General features: G+C 71.1%; 12 protein-coding genes and 1 pseudogene. 8 read left to right on the top strand and 5 right to left on the bottom strand.

What is annotated here, in order from left to right; all coding sequences use genetic code 11:
- Nucleotides 1-18: 18 nt before the first annotated feature.
- The 6 genes from P3T35_RS14965 to P3T35_RS14940 all read left to right on the top strand — a co-directional run bounded on the left by P3T35_RS14965 (nt 19) and on the right by P3T35_RS14940 (nt 7,222).
- Complete coding sequence (locus P3T35_RS14965) at nt 19-693, top strand: DUF3000 domain-containing protein (RefSeq protein ID WP_101382559.1); 675 nt, start codon at nt 19-21, stop codon at nt 691-693.
- Nucleotides 694-996: 303 nt separating this feature from the next.
- Nucleotides 997-1,713, top strand: a complete 717-nt coding sequence (locus P3T35_RS14960) for a response regulator transcription factor (RefSeq protein WP_101382558.1) — start codon at nt 997-999, stop codon at nt 1,711-1,713.
- A 112-nt stretch (nt 1,714-1,825) separates the two neighbouring features.
- Nucleotides 1,826-3,070: a ribonuclease D gene (locus P3T35_RS14955; RefSeq protein WP_101382557.1), complete on the top strand. Its 1,245-nt coding sequence runs from the start codon at nt 1,826-1,828 to the stop codon at nt 3,068-3,070.
- Nucleotides 3,071-3,239: 169 nt separating this feature from the next.
- On the top strand, nt 3,240-4,457 hold the full coding sequence (locus P3T35_RS14950; RefSeq protein WP_101382556.1) for an acetyl-CoA C-acyltransferase: 1,218 nt from the start codon (nt 3,240-3,242) through the stop codon (nt 4,455-4,457).
- Nucleotides 4,458-4,459: 2 nt separating this feature from the next.
- Nucleotides 4,460-6,607 carry a 3-hydroxyacyl-CoA dehydrogenase NAD-binding domain-containing protein gene (locus tag P3T35_RS14945; RefSeq protein ID WP_101382555.1) on the top strand — a complete coding sequence of 716 codons (2,148 nt, stop codon included), beginning with the start codon at nt 4,460-4,462 and terminating at the stop codon, nt 6,605-6,607.
- 168 nt (nt 6,608-6,775) lie between these two features.
- Nucleotides 6,776-7,222 (top strand): SPW repeat protein, encoded by a 447-nt coding sequence (locus P3T35_RS14940; protein ID WP_101382554.1) that lies wholly within the window; start codon nt 6,776-6,778, stop codon nt 7,220-7,222.
- Between the two features lie 89 nt (nt 7,223-7,311).
- Here the strand turns inward: P3T35_RS14940 and dxs are convergent, their stop codons facing one another.
- From dxs to P3T35_RS14915, 5 genes and pseudogenes are all read right to left on the bottom strand, one after another.
- Complete coding sequence (gene dxs / locus P3T35_RS14935; RefSeq protein WP_101382553.1) at nt 7,312-9,228, bottom strand: 1-deoxy-D-xylulose-5-phosphate synthase; 1,917 nt, start codon at nt 9,226-9,228, stop codon at nt 7,312-7,314.
- A 191-nt stretch (nt 9,229-9,419) separates the two neighbouring features.
- Entirely contained in the window at nt 9,420-10,664 is a 1,245-nt protein-coding gene (locus tag P3T35_RS14930; RefSeq protein WP_101385323.1) for an ABC transporter permease, read from the bottom strand.
- A gap of 140 nt (nt 10,665-10,804) precedes the next feature.
- Nucleotides 10,805-11,569: pseudogene (locus P3T35_RS14925) on the bottom strand (ATP-binding cassette domain-containing protein); the annotation flags it as partial.
- Between the two features lie 137 nt (nt 11,570-11,706).
- Entirely contained in the window at nt 11,707-12,798 is a 1,092-nt protein-coding gene (locus tag P3T35_RS14920) for a substrate-binding domain-containing protein (protein ID WP_180356608.1), read from the bottom strand.
- Nucleotides 12,799-12,998: 200 nt separating this feature from the next.
- Nucleotides 12,999-14,195 carry an ROK family transcriptional regulator gene (locus P3T35_RS14915; protein WP_101385322.1) on the bottom strand — a complete coding sequence of 399 codons (1,197 nt, stop codon included), beginning with the start codon at nt 14,193-14,195 and terminating at the stop codon, nt 12,999-13,001.
- A 423-nt stretch (nt 14,196-14,618) separates the two neighbouring features.
- Here P3T35_RS14915 and P3T35_RS14910 point away from each other — a divergent pair, with 423 nt between their 5' ends.
- Both P3T35_RS14910 and pepN read left to right on the top strand, forming a co-directional pair.
- Nucleotides 14,619-16,313 (top strand): PQQ-binding-like beta-propeller repeat protein, encoded by a 1,695-nt coding sequence (locus tag P3T35_RS14910; RefSeq protein ID WP_101382550.1) that lies wholly within the window; start codon nt 14,619-14,621, stop codon nt 16,311-16,313.
- Nucleotides 16,314-16,444: 131 nt separating this feature from the next.
- A complete protein-coding gene (gene pepN, locus P3T35_RS14905; protein ID WP_101382549.1) occupies nt 16,445-19,024 on the top strand; it encodes an aminopeptidase N in 2,580 nt (859 codons plus the stop codon).
- The last annotated feature ends 286 nt before the right edge of the window (nt 19,025-19,310 follow it).

The raw sequence follows: 19,310 nt of genomic DNA, 5'->3' as shown, positions 1-19,310 counted from the left end.
GGGCCTAGTCTTCAGCTCATGGCATCGGTCGGTGGGAACCCCGCGCAGCACGGCGGAACGAACAAGGAGTCGGCTTCCTCCCCCGCGGCGGAGCCGCCGGCCGACGTCTTCCGCAGTGTTGTCGAGACGCTCGCGGCCCTGCCGGTGCGTCCCGAGGTCCAGTTGTCGCCGGCGCCGGCACCGCGTCGGCTGGCCCCCTTCAGCTGGGCGGTGACCGCCACGGTCGAGGTGGACGGCGAGGAGCTGGCCGACGGGCGGTTCGTGCTGCTGTACGACCCGGCGGGCCAGGAGGCCTGGCACGGCGAGTTCCGGGTGGTCACCATGACCCGGGCCGAGCTGGAGCCGGAGATCGCCGGTGATCCGATGCTGGGCGAGGTCGGCTGGTCCTGGCTGATGGACGCGTTGCAGGCGCACGGCGCCGGGTACGCGGAGCCGGGCGGCACGGTGACCCATGCCGCCTCGCAGTTCTTCGGCGCGCTGTCGGACCGTCCGGACAGCACCGAGATCGAGCTGCGGGCCTCCTGGACGCCGGCCGACGGCCGGTTCGAGCGGCATCTGACGGCCTGGGCGGACCTGCTGTGCGTCTGCGCCGGGCTGCCGCCGACGGTGCCCGCGCCGCTGCCGCCGACCGACACCGCATCACTCGGCGGAGTGGTCCCGATGCCCGCGCGGCGCCGCCCCCGATCACACTGAAGGCTGACGGCCATTCAGGGCCGCCCCACCCCGGGTACCCCCTGCTCACGGGCATGACGGGCCGTCAATCAATCGCCCTGGCCTGACCGTTTCGTGCCGCTTCTGAGCGGTTCTGACCGTTTTCTGGGCATGTCGCATCAATCATCCGCTCGATTCGTCCGTATTGTGACTCACTAGATCGTGATCATTCGCTAAAGCCGGGCACGGATGATGCCGAAGCAGTCTGTGACCCTTTAAACACGCGGAACACTCCGACTCCTTCGCCCATCGGGGTTCCGTCCGCCACTCCCCTCAGGAGGCACGGTGTCGGTCCTGCTAGAGCACCCCGCAAACGTGGTCGCCTACCGCCCGACCAAGCCCACCGCGATGGTGGTGATCGCCGACCCCCGGGTCCGCAGCACCGTCACGCGTCATCTGTGGGCACTCGGGGTGCGCGACGTCATCGAGGTTTCGTCGATCGCGGAGGCCCGGCCGCGGGTCTCCACGCCCCGGGACATCTGCGTGGCCGATGTCCACCTGCCCGACGGTTCGGGCCTGACCATCCTGGCGGAGACCCGGGCCGCGGGCTGGCCCAACGGCCTGGCGCTGTCCGCCGCCGACGACATCGGCGCGGTGCGCAGCGCGCTGGCCGGGGGCGTCAAGGGCTATGTGGTCACCGGCACCCGTACCAATGTCGCGATGCCGGGCCGCCCCGGGCTGCCGCTGGGCGCGGCCGGCCTGGCGGGACGGATGCGCCGGCCCGGCATCCCCGGCGCCCCCGGCCACCTGGGCGCGCCCGGTGGTCCCGGTGCCCCGGGAGCGCCCGGCGCGGCGCCGGCCGCCTACCGCGAGCTGTCCGGCCGCGAGGTGGAGGTGCTGCGGCTGGTTGCGGAGGGCCAGTCCAACAAGGCGATCGGTGTCGCGATGGGCCTGTCGGCGCTGACGGTGAAGAGCCACCTGGCCCGGATCGCGCGCAAGCTGGGCACCGGGGACCGGGCCGGCATGGTCGCGGTCGCGCTGCGCACCGGCATCATCCACTGAGCGTCCGCTCGCGGTCCGGAGGAACGTTTCCTCCGGACCGCCATCGGCATTCGAGCAGGTCCGCGCCTGACGATCAGGGTCCCCCCAGCGGGGGGCGTCGTACTCTTGGTGGGTGACCGACGCCGCTGAAGCCATCGCCGTAGAGACCGCCCCGGTGCCGCTGCTCGAACCTCGGGAGGGACTGCCACCGGTGGTCGCCGACCAGGCGGGGCTGGCCGAGGTGCTCGCGGCCTTCGCGGCGGGCACCGGTCCGGTCGCGGTCGACGCCGAGCGGGCCTCCGGCTACCGCTACGGCCAGCGTGCCTATCTAATCCAGCTGCGCCGGGCCGGCGCCGGCACCGCGCTGATCGACCCGATCGCCTGCCCCGATCTGAGCGGGCTCGGCGAGGCGCTGGCCGACACCGAGTGGGTGGTGCACGCCGCCACCCAGGACCTGCCCTGCCTGGCCGAGGTCGGAATGCGCCCGTCGCGGCTCTTCGACACCGAGCTGGCCGGCCGGATCGCGGGCTTCCCCCGGGTCGGGCTCGGCCCGATGACCGAGAACGTGCTCGGCTACCGGCTGGCCAAGGAGCACTCCGCGGTGGACTGGTCCACCCGCCCGCTGCCCGAGCCCTGGCTGAAGTACGCCGCCCTGGACGTCGAGGTGCTGGTCGACCTGCGCGACGCCCTGGAGGCCGAGCTGACCGGGCAGGGCAAGCTCGAATGGGCGCTGGAGGAGTTCGCGGCGATCGTGGCCGCGCCCCGGCCGGCCCCCCGGGTGGACCCCTGGCGCCGCACCTCCGGCCTGCACAAGATCCGCCGCCGCCGGCAGCTGGCCGCGGTGCGCGAGCTGTGGCAGACCCGCGACCGGCTGGCCCAGGAGCGCGACGTCTCCCCCGGCCGGGTGCTCTCGGACGCGGCGATCGTGGCCGCCGCGCTGGCCATGCCGGCCAACCTCGGCGCCCTGCAGGCGGTGGCCGGCTTCGGCCCCCGGGTGCACCGGCGCCAGCTGGAGCAGTGGCTGGCCGCGCTGGACCGGTCCCGGGCGGTCCCCGAGACCGAGCTGCCGCCGGCCGCCGCCCCGCACGAGGGCCCGCCGCCGCCGCGGGCCTGGGCCGAGAAGGACCCGGTGGCCGCCGCCCGGCTGTCCGGTGCCCGGGCCGCGGTGTCCGAGCTGGCCGAGAAGCTGAAGCTGCCGGCCGAGAACCTGATCACTCCGGAGCTGGTCCGGCGGGTTTCCTGGGAGCCGCCGGCCGAGCCGACCGTCCCGGCCGTGGGCGGTGCGCTGCGGGCACTCGGGGCGCGCGGCTGGCAGGTCGAGCTGGTGGCCCCGGTGGTGGCCCAGGCCTTCGTCAAGGCCGCCGAGAGCCAGGCCTGAGCCCGTACCGGGCCGGCCCGGCGGACGTGGCGGGGGACACAGCCGACTCGGGTGACCCGGCCCTGGGCAAGTTGGTTACCGACCAGTAGCATGACCGGTGAAGCAGCGCTGCTCGTTTTGCGAGCGCATCTCTGCGCACCATGCCATGTCCCCTGGGAGGAGAGCCCCCGTGCCTCGTACCTCGCGGGACGTCGTCTTCGTCGACGGCGTCCGCACCCCGTTCGGCAAGGCCGGCCCGAAGGGCATCTACCACGAGACCCGCGCCGACGACCTGGTCGTCAAGTGCATCCGGGAGCTCGTGCGCCGCAACCCGGACCTGCCCGTCGAGCGCATCGACGAGGTCGCCGTCGCGGCGACCACGCAGATCGGCGACCAGGGTCTGACCATCGGCCGCACCGCCGCGCTGCTGGCGGGCCTGCCCAAGTCGGTGCCCGGCTACGCCATCGACCGGATGTGCGCCGGCGCCATGACCGCCGTCACCAGCATCGCGGGCGGCATCGCCTTCGGCGCCTACGACATCGCCGTGGCCGGCGGCGTCGAGCACATGGGCCGGCACCCGATGGGCGAGGGCGTGGACCCGAACCCGCGCTTCGTCTCCGAGAAGCTGGTCGACGAGTCCGCCCTGTTCATGGGCATGACCGCCGAGAACCTGCACGACCGCTTCCCGCACATCACCAAGGAGCGCTGCGACGCCTACGCGGTGCGCTCCCAGGAGAAGGCCGCCAAGGCGTACGCCAACGGCGACATCCAGCCCGACCTGGTGCCGATCGCGATCCGCAACACCAACCCCGAGGTCGGCGAGACCGGCTGGGGCCTGGCCACGGTCGACGAGCCGCTGCGCCCGGGCACCACGATGGAGTCGCTGGCCGGCCTGAAGACCCCGTTCCGCCCGCACGGCAACATCACCGCCGGTAACGCGGCCGGCCTGAACGACGGCGCCACCGCCTCGCTGCTGGCCGCCGAGGACGTCGCCCGCGAGCTCGGCCTGCCGGTCAAGATGCGCCTGGTCTCCTACGCCTTCGTCGGCGTGGAGCCCGAGGTGATGGGCATCGGCCCGGTGCCGGCCACCGAGAAGGCGCTGGCCAAGGCCGGTCTGACCATCGAGGACATCGGCGCGTTCGAGATCAACGAGGCCTTCGCCGTGCAGGTGCTGGCCATGCTCGACCACTTCGGCATCGCCGACGACGACGAGCGGGTCAACCCCTTCGGTGGCGCGATCGCCTTCGGCCACCCGCTGGCCTCCTCCGGCGTCCGTCTGATGAACCAGCTGGCCCGCCGCTTCGAGCAGCGCCCGGACGTCCGCTACGGCATCACCTCCATGTGCATCGGTTTCGGCATGGGCGGGACCGTCATCTGGGAGAACCCGCACTTCGAGGGTGGTAAGTGACCATGACGAGCACCACTGAGCTGCTGACCCGCGGCGCCGAGCTGTTCCCCGGCGAGGTCGTCACCACCGCGCACGTGCGTCACCTGGACCTGCCGCTGCAGGCCGGCAAGCTGGCCGTGATCACCCTGGACAACGGCTTCGACCACACCAAGCCGACCACCTTCGGCCCGGGCTCGCTGCTGAAGCTCTCCGAGGCGCTGGACCAGGTCGAGGCCGAGGCCGCCGAGGGCAAGATCGTCGCCGTCGCGATCACCGGCAAGCCGTTCATCTTCGCGGTCGGCGCCGACCTCAAGGGCGTCGAGCTGCTCAAGGAGCACAGCGACGCGCTGGCCATCGGCAAGGGCGGCCACGAGGTCTTCAAGCGGATCGCCGCGCTGCCGGTGCCGAGCTTCGCGTTCTACAACGGCGCCGCAATGGGCGGCGGTGTCGAGGTGGGTCTGCACTGCACCTACCGCACCGTCAGCTCCGGTGTGCCGGCCTTCTCGCTGCCCGAGGTCTTCCTCGGCCTGGTCCCCGGCTGGGGCGGTTGCACCATCCTGCCGAACCTGGTCGGCCCGGCCAACGCGGTCAAGGTCATCATCGAGAACTCGATGGCCCAGAACAAGCAGCTCAAGGGCAAGGAGGTGTTCGAGCTCGGCATCGCGGACGCGATCTTCGAGCCGGCCGACTTCCTGGAGCAGTCGATCCTGTGGGCCGCCAAGGTCCTCAAGGGCGAGGTCGTCGTCGAGCGCCCGGAGATCGACCGGGGCGAGAACTGGGACCAGTGCATCGCCTGGGGCCGGGCCGTCGCCGACGGCAAGGTGCACGGCGCCGCGCCGGCCGCCTACCGCGCGCTGGACATCATGGCCGCTGCCAAGGACGCCAGCATTGGGGATGCAGCCAGTCTGCAGAAGGGCTTCGACGCCGAGGACCAGGCGCTGGCCGACCTGATCATGGGTGGCGAGCTGCGGGCCGGCATCTACTCGTTCAACCTGGTGCAGCGCCGGGCCAAGAAGCCGTTCGGCGCCCCGGACAAGTCGCTGGCCCGCCCGGTCTCCAAGGTCGGCGTGGTCGGTGCCGGTCTGATGGCCTCCCAGCTGGCGCTGCTCTTCGCCCGCCGCCTCGAGGTGCCGGTGGTCCTCACCGACATCGACCAGGCGCGGATCGACAAGGGCGTCGGCTACGTCCACGGCGAGATCGACAAGCTGCTGGCCAAGGGCCGGGTCAACCAGGACAAGGCCAACAAGCTCAAGGGCCTGGTCAGCGGCCACCTGGACAAGGCGACCGCCTTCGGCGACGCGGACTTCGTGATCGAGGCCGTGTTCGAGGAGATGGGCGTCAAGCAGAACGTCTTCGCCGAGCTGGAGGCCGTGGTCTCGCCGACCGCGATCCTGGCCACCAACACCTCCTCGCTGTCGGTCACCGAGATGGCCTCCAAGCTGCAGCACCCGGAGCGCGTGGTCGGCTTCCACTTCTTCAACCCGGTCGCGATCCTGCCGCTGCTGGAGATCGTCCGGGCCGAGAAGACCGACGACGCCTCGCTGGCCACCGCCTTCGCGGTCGCCAAGAAGCTGAAGAAGACGGCCGTGCTCACCAAGGACGCCCCGGCGTTCGTGGTGAACCGGATCCTGACCCGCTTCATGGGCGAGATCCAGAACATCATCGACGAGGGCACCTCGTTCGAGACCGTCGAGAAGGCCGTGCAGCCGCTCGGCCTGCCGATGTCCCCGATCGCGCTGCTCGAGCTGGTCGGCCCGGCCATCGCGCTGCACGTCTCGGAGACCCTGCACGGCGCCTTCCCGGAGCGCTTCACCGTCTCCGAGAACCTCGCCAAGGTGGTCAAGGCCGGCAAGCGCGGCTTCTACATCTGGCAGGACGGCCGGCAGGTGCTCGACCCCGAGGTGCTGGAGCTGCTCTCCTTCGGCGACAGCGCGCTCACCGAGGAGCAGGTCCGCGAGCGGGCGCTGAACGCGGTCGCCCAGGAGATCGGCCTGATGCTGGACGAGGGCGTGGTCGGCGAGGCGCAGGACATCGACCTGTGCATGATCACCGGCGCCGGCTGGCCCTTCCACCTGGGCGGGATCACCCCGTACCTGGACCGCGAGGGCGTCTCCGAGCGGGTGAACGGCAAGCGCTTCCTGGCCCCCGGCCTGGCCAGCGTGCCGGCCTGAGCCTGACCCGGCTCCGGTAGCGACAGCGGGCGCCTTCCTCCGAACCGGGGGAAGGCGCCCGTTCGCGTCTGTGCTCAGGCCGTCCCGGTATACACCCAAACCGGACAAAGAGCATAATGCCGTTAGGCCAAGCGGTTCAGACTTGCACACTCGAAGGAGGCGAGTCGTATGGCCGACGTCTCACATCGAACGGGTGATATGCGCACCCATCCGGACATCGCGGAGATGCGCGACCGGTACGCACGCATGATGGACGGGCCGTCCGGAGTCGCCGTGGACGGCCTGGTCGTCCTCGCCGGCCTCTACCTGGCGATCTCGCCCTACGTGGTGCACTTCAGTGCCGCCAGCCATGAGCTGGTGGTCACCAACCTGATCCTCGGCATCGGCATCGCCGCTCTCGGGCTCTGCCTCACCCTCGCCCCGGCCCGGATGTTCGGGCTGACCTGGGCGATGTTCGCGACCGGCGTGTTCCTGATCATCTCCCCGTGGGTGGTGACCGTCGGCCACACCGCGACCCGGGGCATCATCTGGAACCAGGTGGTGATCGGGGCCGTCACCTGTCTGCTCGCCCTCACCGCGGGCGGAGTGATGGGCAGCCGGCGCCGCCGAGCCTGATCCCCGTCCAACCCGAAAGGACCTGCCCGGCCGCGAACGGCCGGGCAGGTCCTTCGGTGTGAGGCGGTATCAGCCGGGGTGAGGCGGTGTCAGGCCTCGACGGTCTGGGCGACGTCCAGCCGGGCGACCAGCGCCGTCACCTGACGGGCGATGTCGGGGCCGGTCAGGCCGATCTCGGCGAGGATCTCCTCGCGCTTGGCGTGGTCCAGGAACTCCTGCGGGATGCCGAAGTCGCGCAGCGGCAGGTCCACCTCGGCGTCGCGCAGCGCCTGGGCGACGGCCGCGCCGACCCCGCCGGCCCGCCCGTTGTCCTCGACCGTCACCACCACGCGGTGTTCGGCGGCCAGGCCGGGCAGCGCCGGGTCCACCGGCTTGACCCAGCGCGGGTCGACGACGGTGGCGGTGATCCCCTGGGCGTCCAGCAGCGCGGCGGCCTCCAGGCAGATCGGAGCCAGCGCGCCGACCGAGACGATCAGCACATCGGCCCGCTTCTCGCCCTCGACCGGCGACTCGGTCGAGCCGTGCAGCACGTCCATGCCGCCGATCCGGCCGAGCGCGGCCACCGCCGGGCCGACCGCGCCCTTGGAGAAGCGCACCACCGTCGGCGCGTCCTTGACCTCGACGGCCTCGCGCAGCTGGGCCCGCAGCTGCTCGGCGTCACGCGGGGCGGCCAGCCGCAGACCGGGCACCACCTGAAGGATCGACATGTCCCACATGCCGTTGTGCGAGGCGCCGTCGGTGCCGGTGACGCCGGCCCGGTCCAGCACGAAGGTGACGCCCAGCTTGTGCAGGGCGACGTCCATCAGCACCTGGTCGAAGGCCCGGTTGAGGAAGGTCGCGTAGACCGCGACCACCGGGTGCAGCCCGGCGGTGGCCAGACCGGCGGCCGAGACCGCGGCGTGCTGCTCGGCGATGCCGACGTCGAAGGTGCGCTTCGGGAAGGCCTTGGCGAACGGCGCCAGGCCCACCGGGTGCAGCATCGCGGCGGTGATCGCCACGATGTCCTTGCGCTCCCGGCCGAGCTCCACCATCTCCTCGCCGAAGACCGAGGTCCAGTCCTTGCCCGAGGTCTTCACCGGCAGGCCGGTGTCCGGGTGGATCACGCCGACCGCGTGGAAGCGGTCCTCCTCGTTGTTGAGCGCCGCGTGGTAGCCGCGGCCCTTCTCGGTGATGACGTGCACGATCACCGGGCCGCCGAAGCCGCGGGCCTTGCCCAGCGCCGACTCCAGCGCGCCGATGTCGTGGCCGTCGATCGGGCCGAGGTACTTCAGGCCGAGGTCCTCGAACATGCCTTGCGGGGCGATGAAGTCCTTCAGGCCCTTCTTGGCACCGTGCAGCGCGCCGGCCAGCCCCTCGCCGATCACCGGAGTGCGCTGCAGCGCCTCCTTGCCCCAGCTGAGGAAGCGCTCGTAGCCCTGGGTGGCGCGCAGCGTGGTGAGGTGGTTGGCCAGGCCGCCGATGGTCGGCGAGTAGGAGCGCTCGTTGTCGTTGACCACGATGACCAGCGGGCGGTCCTGGGCCTCGGCGATGTTGTTGAGGGCCTCCCAGGCCATGCCGCCGGTGAGCGCGCCGTCGCCGGTGACCGCGACCACCGGGCAGTCCTTGTGGCCGAGCAGCTGGTTGGCCTTGGCGATGCCGTCGGCGTAACCCAGCACGGTGGAGGCGTGCGAGTTCTCGATCACGTCGTGCTCGGACTCGACCCGGGACGGGTAGCCGGACAGGCCGCCCTTCATCTTCAGCCGGCTGAAGTCCTGACGGCCCGTCAGCAGCTTGTGGACGTAACTCTGGTGGCCGGTGTCGAAGAGGATCCGCTCGCGCGGCGAGTCGAAGACCCGGTGCAGCGCGATGGTGAGCTCCACCACTCCGAGGTTGGGGCCCAGGTGCCCGCCGGTCTTGGAGACCTCCTCGATCAGGAAGGTGCGGATCTCCTCGGCGAGGGCAGCCAGCTGCCCCGGGGTGAGCCGGTCGAGATCGCGCGGCCCCCGAATGCGGGTCAGCAAGGACACCCGTTCCTCCTTCTGTCGGTGTGGGTGCGAGCGGGCTCTCGGCCCGCTCGACTGGTCGAGTCTAATGTCCGCCGGTGCGGCGCCTCGCGCCGGGAGCATGTCTGCGGGGCGTGCAAAAGCCCGGAACGCGCCCCCGCACGCCAGCGCTGATCGGCTGGCGTGCGGCAGGCGCGTCCCGGGCGCGCGGCAGGTCAGCCGCGCCCGGAGGTCTTCTGGGTGCGGCGCGAGACCGAGTCCAGGACCACCGCGGCCAGCAGCACCGCGCCGGTGATCATGTACTGGATCGACTGGCTGGTGTTCTGCATGTCCAGGCCGACCATGATGGCCTCGATCACCAGCGTGCCCAGCAGCGCCGACCAGGCGTTGCCGCGACCGCCGAACAGGCTGGTGCCGCCGATGACCGCCGCCGCGATGGCGTCCATCAGGACGTTGCCGCCGCCCAGCAGCTTGTCGGCGGAGCCCTGCTGCGAGGCGAGGAACAGACCGCCGACCGCGGCCAGACCGGCCGAGATCATGTAGACCGTGATCCGCACCCGGGACACGCTGATGCCGGCCCGGCGGGCCGCCTCGATGCCGCCGCCGACCGCGAACACCTGGCGGCCGTAGCGGGTGCGGCGCAGCACGAAGTCCGAGCCGATCACCACGGCGAGCAGGACCACCAGCGCCAGCGGCAGGCCGCGGTCCTGGTTGAACATGTAGGCCACCCCGAAGGCGAGCACGGCCAGCGCGGCGGCCCGCACCGTGATCTCGGTGACCGAGCGGGCCGGCAGCCCGGCCTGGCGGCGGTTCTTCGCCCCCAGCAGCGCGGCGATCAGGTAGCCGGCCACACCGACGACGGCCACGCCGTAGGCGACGGCGACATCGTTGAAGAAGTAGTTGTCCAGCTTGGCGATCACGCCGTCCGGAATGTTGTTGAGGGTGCCCTTCGAGCCCATCACCTCGCCCTGCAGACCGTTCCAGGCGAGGAAGCCGGCCAGCGTGACCACGAAGGCCGGCACGCCCAGCTTGGCGAAGAAGAAGCCGTGCAGCGCACCGATGACCAGCGCGCAGCCGACGGCGAGCAGCATGGCCAGCCACTCGTTGAGGCCGTGTTGAACGGCGGCCACCGCGGCGATCGCCGCCGAGGCGCCGGCCAGCGAGCCGAGCGACAGGTCGATCTCGCCGAGCAGCAGCACGAAGACGATGCCGACGGCTATCAGGCCGGGGCCGGCGAGGTAGAGGGCGATGTTGGAGAGGTTGCCGGCGGTGAGGAACCGGCTGTTCAGCGACTGGAAGATGATCGCGATCAGGATCAGCCCGAGCACCACCGGCAGCGAGCCGAGGTCGCCGCTGCGCACCTTGCGCTGGAACTCGCCGAGGTAGCCGCTCAGGCCCTGCTCGCGGACCAGCAGCCGGGGGTCGACGGCCGGCGCGGCGGGGGAGGACTGCGTGGTCATCTGGGTTGCCTTCTGGGGGGTGGCGGGGTTGCTCACTTGGCGGCCTCCGACTCGGCGGTGTGCGCACTGTGCTGGTCGGTCGCGTTCGCACTGTGCTGGTCGGTCGCGTTCGCACTGTGCTGATCGGTCGCGTTCGCGACGCGGGCCTGACGGCGGGTCACCGCGTTGTCGGTGGCGCCGGTGATGGCCGAGATGATGGTTTCGTGGCTGGTGTCCGCGATCTTGAAGACACCGTTGTTGCGGCCCAGCCGCAGCACCGCGACCTGGTCGGCGACGGCGCGCACATCGGCCATGTTGTGGCTGATCAGGATCACCCCGAGGCCGCGGTCCCGGAGCCGCTCGACCAGGTCGAGCACCTGGGCGGTCTGCTCCACGCCGAGCGCGGCTGTGGGCTCGTCCAGGATGACGATCTTGGGGTCGCCGATCAGCGCGCGGGCGATGGCGACCACCTGGCGCTGGCCGCCGGAGAGCGCCGCGACCGGGATCCGCACGCTGGGGATCCGGATGGAGAGCGTGTCGAGCAGCTCCTTGGCCTTCTTCTCCATGGCCACCTCGTCCAGCCGGCCGCCGCGCAGCAGCTCGCGGCCGAGGAAGAGGTTGGCGACCACGTCGAGGTTGTCGCAGAGCGCGAGGTCCTGGTAGACGGTCGCGACGCCGAGCGCCGTGGCGTCCTGAGGGCGGGTCAGGGTGACCTTGCGGCCCTCCCACTCGATGCCGCCCTCGTCGATCGTGTACACCCCGGCGATCGTCTTGACCAGGGTGGACTTGCCGGCGCCGTTGTCGCCGACCAGGGCGACCACCTGTCCGGCGTGTACTTCGAGGTCGACGCCGGTGAGGACCTGCACGGCGCCGAACCGCTTGGAGACGTTGTGCAAGGCGAGGACGGGTGTGTCGGACTGAACCATTCGTGGCTCCTTCGGGGTCGTCAAAAGGGGCGCACGTGGCTCTACTGGGAGGCCGGGTACGCCGGAGTGGCGCGCGGGGCGCCGGCCGGACCACTGCTCGGGCTCCGGCCGGCTCCCGCCGGGTGAAGGGGCTTCGGTTACTGCAGGTGGGCGTCCTGGCAGGCCTGCGCGTACTGCGCGGTGCAGATGTCCGAGACCTTGTAGAGGCCGTCGGCGATCACGGTGTCCTTGATGTTGTCCTTGGTCACCACGACCGGGGTGAGCAGCAGGGAGGGGACGTTGGTGCCGTCGCTGCTGGTGGTGGCGGTGGCGACGCTGGTGACGTCCACGTTGTGCAGCAGGTTGACCGCGATGGTGGCGGCGCCCTCGGCCTCCGGCTTGTAGGCCTTGTAGATGGTGTAGGCCTGGTCACCGGTGAGGATGCGCTGGATGGCGTCGGAGGCCGCGTCCTGGCCGCCGACCGGCACGCTGATGCCCTGGGCCTTGAGCGCGGTGATGATGGCGGCGGCCATGCCGTCGTTGGCGGAGTAGACGGCCTGGAAGCCGTTCTTGCCCAGCGAGGTGATCGCGGCGCCCATCTTCTGGCTGGCCACAGTGGGCTTCCACTCGCCGGACTGCTCGTAGACGATCTTGCCCACGGCGCCGTCCAGCACCTTGTGGGCGCCCGCCTTGAACTGACCGGCGTTCGGGTCGTTGTCGTCGCCGTTGATCATGACGACGTTGGCGGCCTTGGCGTTGGCGCCCAGCGCCTTCACCAGCGCCTGGCCCTGCAGCTCGCCGACCTTCTCGTTGTCGAAGGAGATGTAGGCGGAGACCGGGCCGGCGGCGAGCCGGTCGTAGGCGATGACCTTGACGCCCTTCTTCTGCGCGTCGGTGACCCAGGAGGCGGTGCCCGTGGCGTTCACCGGGTCGAGCATGATCACCTTGACGCCCTGCGAGACCAGGGTGTCGAACTGCTGCTTCTGGGTCGTGGCATCGCCGTTGGCGTTGTTGTACTTGACCGTGCAGTCAGCGCACAGCGACTTGACCTTGGCCTCGATGAGCGGCTTGTCGAACGACTCGTAGCGGACCGACGAGGAGTTCTCGGGGAGGAGCAGCCCGATGGTCTTGTTGTCTCCCGAGCTCGCGGAGTTGGAGCTGCTGCCACCGGCCTTGCCACAGGCGGCCATGGTGAGAGCCATCGAAACCGCGGCGGTACCGATGACGACGCGACGCATCATTGCGTTCATGTTGGGGGAGCCTCCCTGACGGAGCCGCAACGTTGCGGCGAGGTGGAAGGAGTCAACCCCCCACCTTGCCGCGTCGTCAACATATGAACCCAGGCCTGCAGGGATCCAAATGTTTTCGTTACCTTCCTGAAGGCTAAGCCGAGACCAAACTGCCCGATCCTGTCCCGTTTTCGTCCCCCTTGGGAGGGACTGCCGAAGCGTCAGGCACGCGCCGCCGCAGCCTGCGAGGCGTGTCCGATTGCCCCGGTTTCGCCCATCTCGCTCATCACCAGGGCGAGGGCGCCGAGCACCTCCGCGCGACCGCCCAAGGTACCGGGCACGATCGAGAGCTGACGCGCCGCCGAGGGGATCGCATAGCGCGCCACCGAGTCCCTGATCGGAGAAAGTACCAGCTCACCGGCCTCGGCGAGGTCGCCGCCGAGGATCACCCGACGGGGATTCAGCAGATTGCACAGGGTCGCCACACCGGTGCCGATCTGCCGCCCGGCGTCCGCGATCACCCGCCGGCAGCCCAGGTCGCCCTGCTGGGCCAGCCGGACCACCTCGGACAACGTCAACTCGCGCTGGTGACTAGCGTTCAAAAGGTTGAGCAGATAGCGGGATCCGACGAAGGTCTCCAGGCAGCCGCGGTTGCCGCAGCGGCAGACCGGCCCGGACTCGTCCAGCGTGATGTGGCCGATCTCACCGGCGGTGCCGCCCGGCCCCCGGTAGATCTGCCCGTTGATGACCAGTCCGGAGCCCACCCCGCTGGCCACCTTGATGTAGGCCAGGTCGGCCAGCCCGCGCCCGGCCCCCCAGACCAGCTCGCCCAGCGCACCCAGGTTGGCGTCGTTGTCGACGTGCACCGGCATGCCGAGGCGCTGGGACAGCTCCCGGCCCGGCGCGATCCCGGTCCACCCCGGCAGGATCGCGGTGGAGCCGAGCGCCCCGGTCTCCACGTCGATCGGCCCGGGCACCCCGAGGCCCACCCCGATCACCTTGTCCGGCCGGAACCCGGCCTGCTCCAGCAGCCGCTCCACCAGCGCCTCGGCCCGGGCGAAGCCCTGCTCAGCGGAGACGTCCACGTTCATCGGCTCGCTCTCCTCGGCGAGCACCCGGTGCGCCAGGTTGCCGACCGCGACCCGCAGATGGGAGTGGCCGAAGTCGACGCCGACCACGATCCCGGCGTCCCCGCTCAGCGAGACGCTGCGGGCCCGCCGCCCGCCCGAGGAGGTGTCGGCCACCACCACCGTGCCGCTCTCCTTGAGCTCGCGCACGATGTTGGAGACCGTCGCCGCGGAGAGTCCGGTGGTGCGGGCGATCTCTGCCTGGGTCAGCGAGCCGGCCATCCGGACCGCGCGCAGCACGCGCTCGAGATTGGCGCGGTGCAGCGAGGACTGCGAACCCGGCGTGTCCATGGACATGAATTACCCTCCTCAGGGCCCGGGAACCCGACCGTTCCCGCCCCACGCCGCGCCGTTGCGGCGGAGCTCGCGACTGTTATTCGCGCACTCGCCTCCGGGCCCTGGTAACCGGTGTCAACACTCGTCACGCCCACGCTCCCTCGTTCCTCGGTCGCGCAGTCGCTCGTCGCTTTCGACACCGGCGGGCCCTTCGGCTCGGCGCGGGAAGTTCACCTTCAACTTGTGAACTCTATGCCGAGAGCGGTGGTGCGCGCGCTCCCGCCCGGCCCGGCCGCCCCGAGCGCAGGCTCGGGCCCTTCGGCAGCCGCCGAATGGTCCACCTCTACGATGTCCCTTATTCCCACCCGCCTCCTCAGCCTCCAGCGCCGCATTGGCCTGGACCAGGCGGACCACTCACGATCGATGACGGGGACTCATATGGCAGGCGATCAGCCGGACCAGAAGACCCAGCTTGACGGAGCGTCGGTGCCGGCGCCGGGCCAGCCGGCCGGCCCCAGTGCCGCGGACGTCAGCTACCAGCCGACCGAGCTGGCCTTCCCAGCGCAGCCGCCTGCCGGTGCCGCACCCGCGGCACCCGCCACACCGCCCCCGCCCGCCGGCGCCCCGGCCGGCCCGTACGACCCGCAGGCCGGCGGCTACGGCTACCCGCAGGCCGCCCAGCCCTACCCGACCCCGGCGCCGGCACCGCAGGCCGGCTACCCCGGCTACGCCCAGCCCCAGCCCGGCTTCCAGCAGGCCGCCACCCCGCCCCCCGGCTACGCCTACCCCGGCGCACCGGGCGCCCCCGCCCCCACCAAGCAGCGCAACCCGGTGATGGTGTTCGGCGCGATCGCCGGCAGCGTGCTGGCGGTCGGCATCGTGATCGGGCTGATCGTGCTGTTCAGCGGCCCCGGCCCCAAGCCCAACACCACCGGCGCCCCGCTCGGCACCACCGGCAACCCCAGCGGCGGTTCGGTCCCCTCCGGCCAGCTGGCCGACCTGTGGACCGCGCCCAAGTCCGGCGACAGCGGCGACAACCGCATGCTCGGCTCCTGGACCACCGACAAGCTGGTGATCCGCGGTGACGCCGGCGCGCTGACCGCCTACAACCTCAGCGACGGCAAGGTGGCCTGGACGCTGCCCGCGCCCAGCGGCACCAAGGCGTTCTGCAGCATGTCCAAGAGCATCAACAAGGCCGGCCTCGGCGCCGTCAGCTTCAATCTGGGCGACGACGACTGCGCGGCGATCGGCGCGGTCGACGCCACCAGCGGCACCCTGAAGTTCAAGGTCGGCAGCCCGCTGCCGGACCAGAAGAGCTTCGACACCGCGGTCACCATCACCGACAACTCCATCGGCGCGGCGAGCAGCGGCGTGCTGGGCGGCTTCAGCCTGACCGACGGCCACCAGCTGTGGAAGTACTCCGGCCGCGGCCAGTACTGCAACGGGACCGCGGACGCGGCCGGCGGTCTGATCGTGCTCAGCGACTACTGCGCGGACGGCTCGCCCAAGCAGCTGCTCCAGGTGCTGAACGCGGACACCGGCAAGGTCAACACCACCGTCCCGCTGCCCAACGAGAACGACCGGCTGTCCCAGATCGTCCAGACCAAGGGCATGCTGGTGGTGCAGATCAGCGCCGACTCCGACGGCGACTACCTGTTCGGCATCGACTCCAACGGCAACCAGCTGCCCAAGATCCCGCTGAAGGTGACCGGCGAGGACAAGATGCGCCCGTCCGCGGCCTCGGCGGCGGTGTCGCACAACCTGGTGCTCGGCAACACCCTCTACATCGAGGTCGACAAGAACAGCAAGACCGCGATCCGGGCCATCGACCTGACCACCGGCAAGACCCTGTGGACCTCGGACGGCGGCGCCCAGCAGGGCCTGCGCCTGGTCGACAGGACGGGCGACTCCCCCACCGTGATCGCCATGAACGGCTATGACCAGGGCGCCCAGGTCGGTTCGCTGTCCGCCACCGACGGCTCGTTCAAGGCCAGCGCGACCTTCGGCCAGAAGGACACCCTCTCCATGACCTTCCAGGACTCCGAGGTCATGCAGGCCGACGACGGCCGGGTGCTGGTCGTCGACGGGCTGCCGATCGACCACAGCGCCATCATGTACGGCTCCAAGAGCTGACCGTTCCTCATCCGGTGGGTGCACGCTGCTGCGTGCACCCACCGTCGTTTCCGCAGGCGGTGGCACGACTGCTGCCGGACCGGGCGGCGTGGGAGGATGCGCCCAACAAGCCTGACGAAGGAGTCCTGCGAGTGCCTGGCACCAACTTGACCCGTGAGGAGGCCCGCACCCGGGCCGCGCTCCTGCACGTGGACGCGTACGACATCGAGCTCGACCTGAGTTCGGCCCGCGACCTGGAGACCTTCCGCTCCACCACCACCGTCCGGTTCACCGCCACCGAGCCCGGCGCCGCCACCTTCATCGACCTGGTCGCGCCGACCGTGCACGAGATCGTGCTGAACGGCCGCCAGGTGGACGTCTCGGCCTTCGCCGACAGCCGGATCGCGCTGACCGACCTGGCCGCCGAGAACGAACTGCGGGTGGTCGCCGACTGCGCCTACACCAACACCGGTGAGGGCCTGCACCGGTTCACCGACCCGGTGGACGGCGAGACCTACCTCTACAGCCAGTTCGAAGTGCCGGACGCCCGCCGGGTGTTCGCCTCGTTCGAGCAGCCGAACCTGAAGGCCGCCTTCACCTTCACCGTGCACGCGCCGCGCGGCTGGGTGGTGGTCTCCAACTCGCCCACCCCGGAGCCCGTCGGTGACGGCGAGGTGCAGACCTGGTCGTTCGCCCCCACCGGGCGGATCTCCTCCTACATCACCGCGATCATCGCCGGCCCGTACACCGGTGTCTTCGACTCCTACACGGACGGGGACCAGGTGGTGCCGCTGGGCATCTACTGCCGCCCGTCGCTCAAGGAGTACCTGGACGCCGAGGCGATCTTCGACGTCACCCGGCAGGGCTTCCGGTACTTCCAGGAGAAGTTCGACGTCCCGTACCCGTTCGAGAAGTACGACCAGCTCTTCGTCCCGGAGTTCAACGCCGGCGCGATGGAGAACGCCGGTGCCGTCACCTTCCGCGACCAGTACGTGTTCCGCTCCAAGGTGACCGACGCCTCCTACGAGATGCGGGCCACCACCATCCTGCACGAGCTGGCCCACATGTGGTTCGGCAACCTGGTCACCATGGAGTGGTGGAACGACCTCTGGCTCAACGAGTCCTTCGCCACCTACGCGGAGATGGTCTCCCTGGTCGAGCCGGCCGGCACCAAGTGGCCCAACGGCTGGACCACCTTCGCCAACCAGATGAAGACCTGGGCCTACCGGCAGGACCAACTGCCGTCCACCCACCCGATCATGGCCGAGATCAACGACCTCGAAGACGTCATGGTCAACTTCGACGGCATCACCTACGCCAAGGGCGCCTCGGTGCTCAAGCAGCTGGTGGCGTACGTCGGCCAGGACGCCTTCTTCAAGGGCGTGCAGGCCTACTTCAAGCGGCACGCCTGGGGCAACACCACGCTCGCCGACCTGCTCGGCGCGCTGGAGGAGACCAGCGGACGCGACCTCAAGGCCTGGTCCACCGCCTGGCTGGAGACCGCCGGGATCAACGTGCTGCGCCCCGAGATCGAGGTCGGCGCCGACGGCGTGATCACCTCCTTCGCGGTCCGCCAGGAGGCCCCCGCGCTGCCCGAGGGCGCCCGCGGCTCGGCCGCCCTGCGCCCGCACCGGATCGCCATCGGCAGCTACGAGTTGACCGACGGCGCACTGGTGCGCACCGACCGGATCGAGCTCGACGTGGACGGCGAGCTGACCTCGGTGCCGGAGCTGGTCGGCCGCCCGCGCCCCACCGTGGTGCTGCTCAACGACGACGACCTGAGCTACGCCAAGCTGCGCCTGGACCCGGTCTCGCTGACCGCCGTCACCGCGCACCTGGGCGACTTCGCCGAGTCGCTGCCGCGCGCGCTGGTCTGGTCCGCCGCCTGGGACATGACCCGGGACGGCGAACTGGCCACCCGCGACTACCTGGAGCTCGCGGTGGCCGGCCTCCCCAAGGAGACCGACATCGGCGTGGTGCAGTCGGTGCACCGCCAGGTCAAGCTGGCCCTGGAGGTCTACGCCGACCCGGCCTGGCGCGAGAGCGGCCTGGCCCGCTGGGCGGCCGTCGCCGAGGAGCGGCTGCGGGCCGCCGAGGCGGGCAGCGACCACCAGCTCGCCTGGGCCAAGGCGCTCGCCGCGGTGGCCCGTTCGCCCGAGCAGCTGGACCTGCTGGCCGGACTGCTGGACGGCACCGCGGAGTTGGCGGGCCTGGCGGTCGACACCGACCTGCGCTGGGACCTGCTCACCCGCCTGGTCGCCACCGGCCGGGCCGGCGATGCCGCGATCGACGCCGAGCTGGCCCGCGACAACACCGCGGCCGGCCAGGAGAAGGCCGCCACCTGCCGGGCCGCCCGGCCCACCGCCGAGGCCAAGGCGGAGGCCTGGGCGTCGGTGGTCGACTCGGACACCCTGACCAACTACGTGCAGGACGCGGTGATCAGCGGCTTCAACGTGGCCGACCAGCGCGAGCTGCTGACCCCGTACGTGGCCAAGTACTTCGAGTCGCTGGCGTCGGTCTGGGAGACCCGCAGCCACGAGATCGCCCAGCAGATCATCATCGGCCTGTACCCGACCCTGCAGATCAGCCAGGCCACCCTGGACGCCACCGACGCCTGGCTCGCCGGCGCCGACCCGGCCCCGGCGCTGGCCCGCCTGGTCGTCGAGTCCCGCTCGGGCGTCGAGCGGGCGCTGAAGGCCCAGGCCGCCGACGCGGCGGCGGCGAACCGCTGACACCACCGGGACCCCGGGTACCTCAGGTGCCCGGGGCCCCGGCCTACCCGGGCAGGGTCAGCTCCAAGACCGCACCCGGGCCCGTCCTCGGACCGCTGACACCCCCGGGACCCGGGTACCTCAGGTGCCCGGGGCCCCGGCCTACCCGGGCAGGGTCAGCTCCAAGACCGCACCCGGTCCCGTCCTCGAACCGCTGACACCCCCGGGATCCCGGGTACCTCAGATGCCCGGGGCCCCGGCCTACCCGGGCAGGGTCAGCTCCAAGACCGCACCCGGGCCCGTCCTC

The organism is Kitasatospora sp. GP30, assembly GCF_029892145.1.
GTDB lineage: Bacteria > Actinomycetota > Actinomycetes > Streptomycetales > Streptomycetaceae > Kitasatospora > Kitasatospora acidiphila.
The sequence above is the reverse complement of the archived record's forward strand: the minus strand, read 5'-3'. Positions and strand labels throughout refer to the sequence as shown.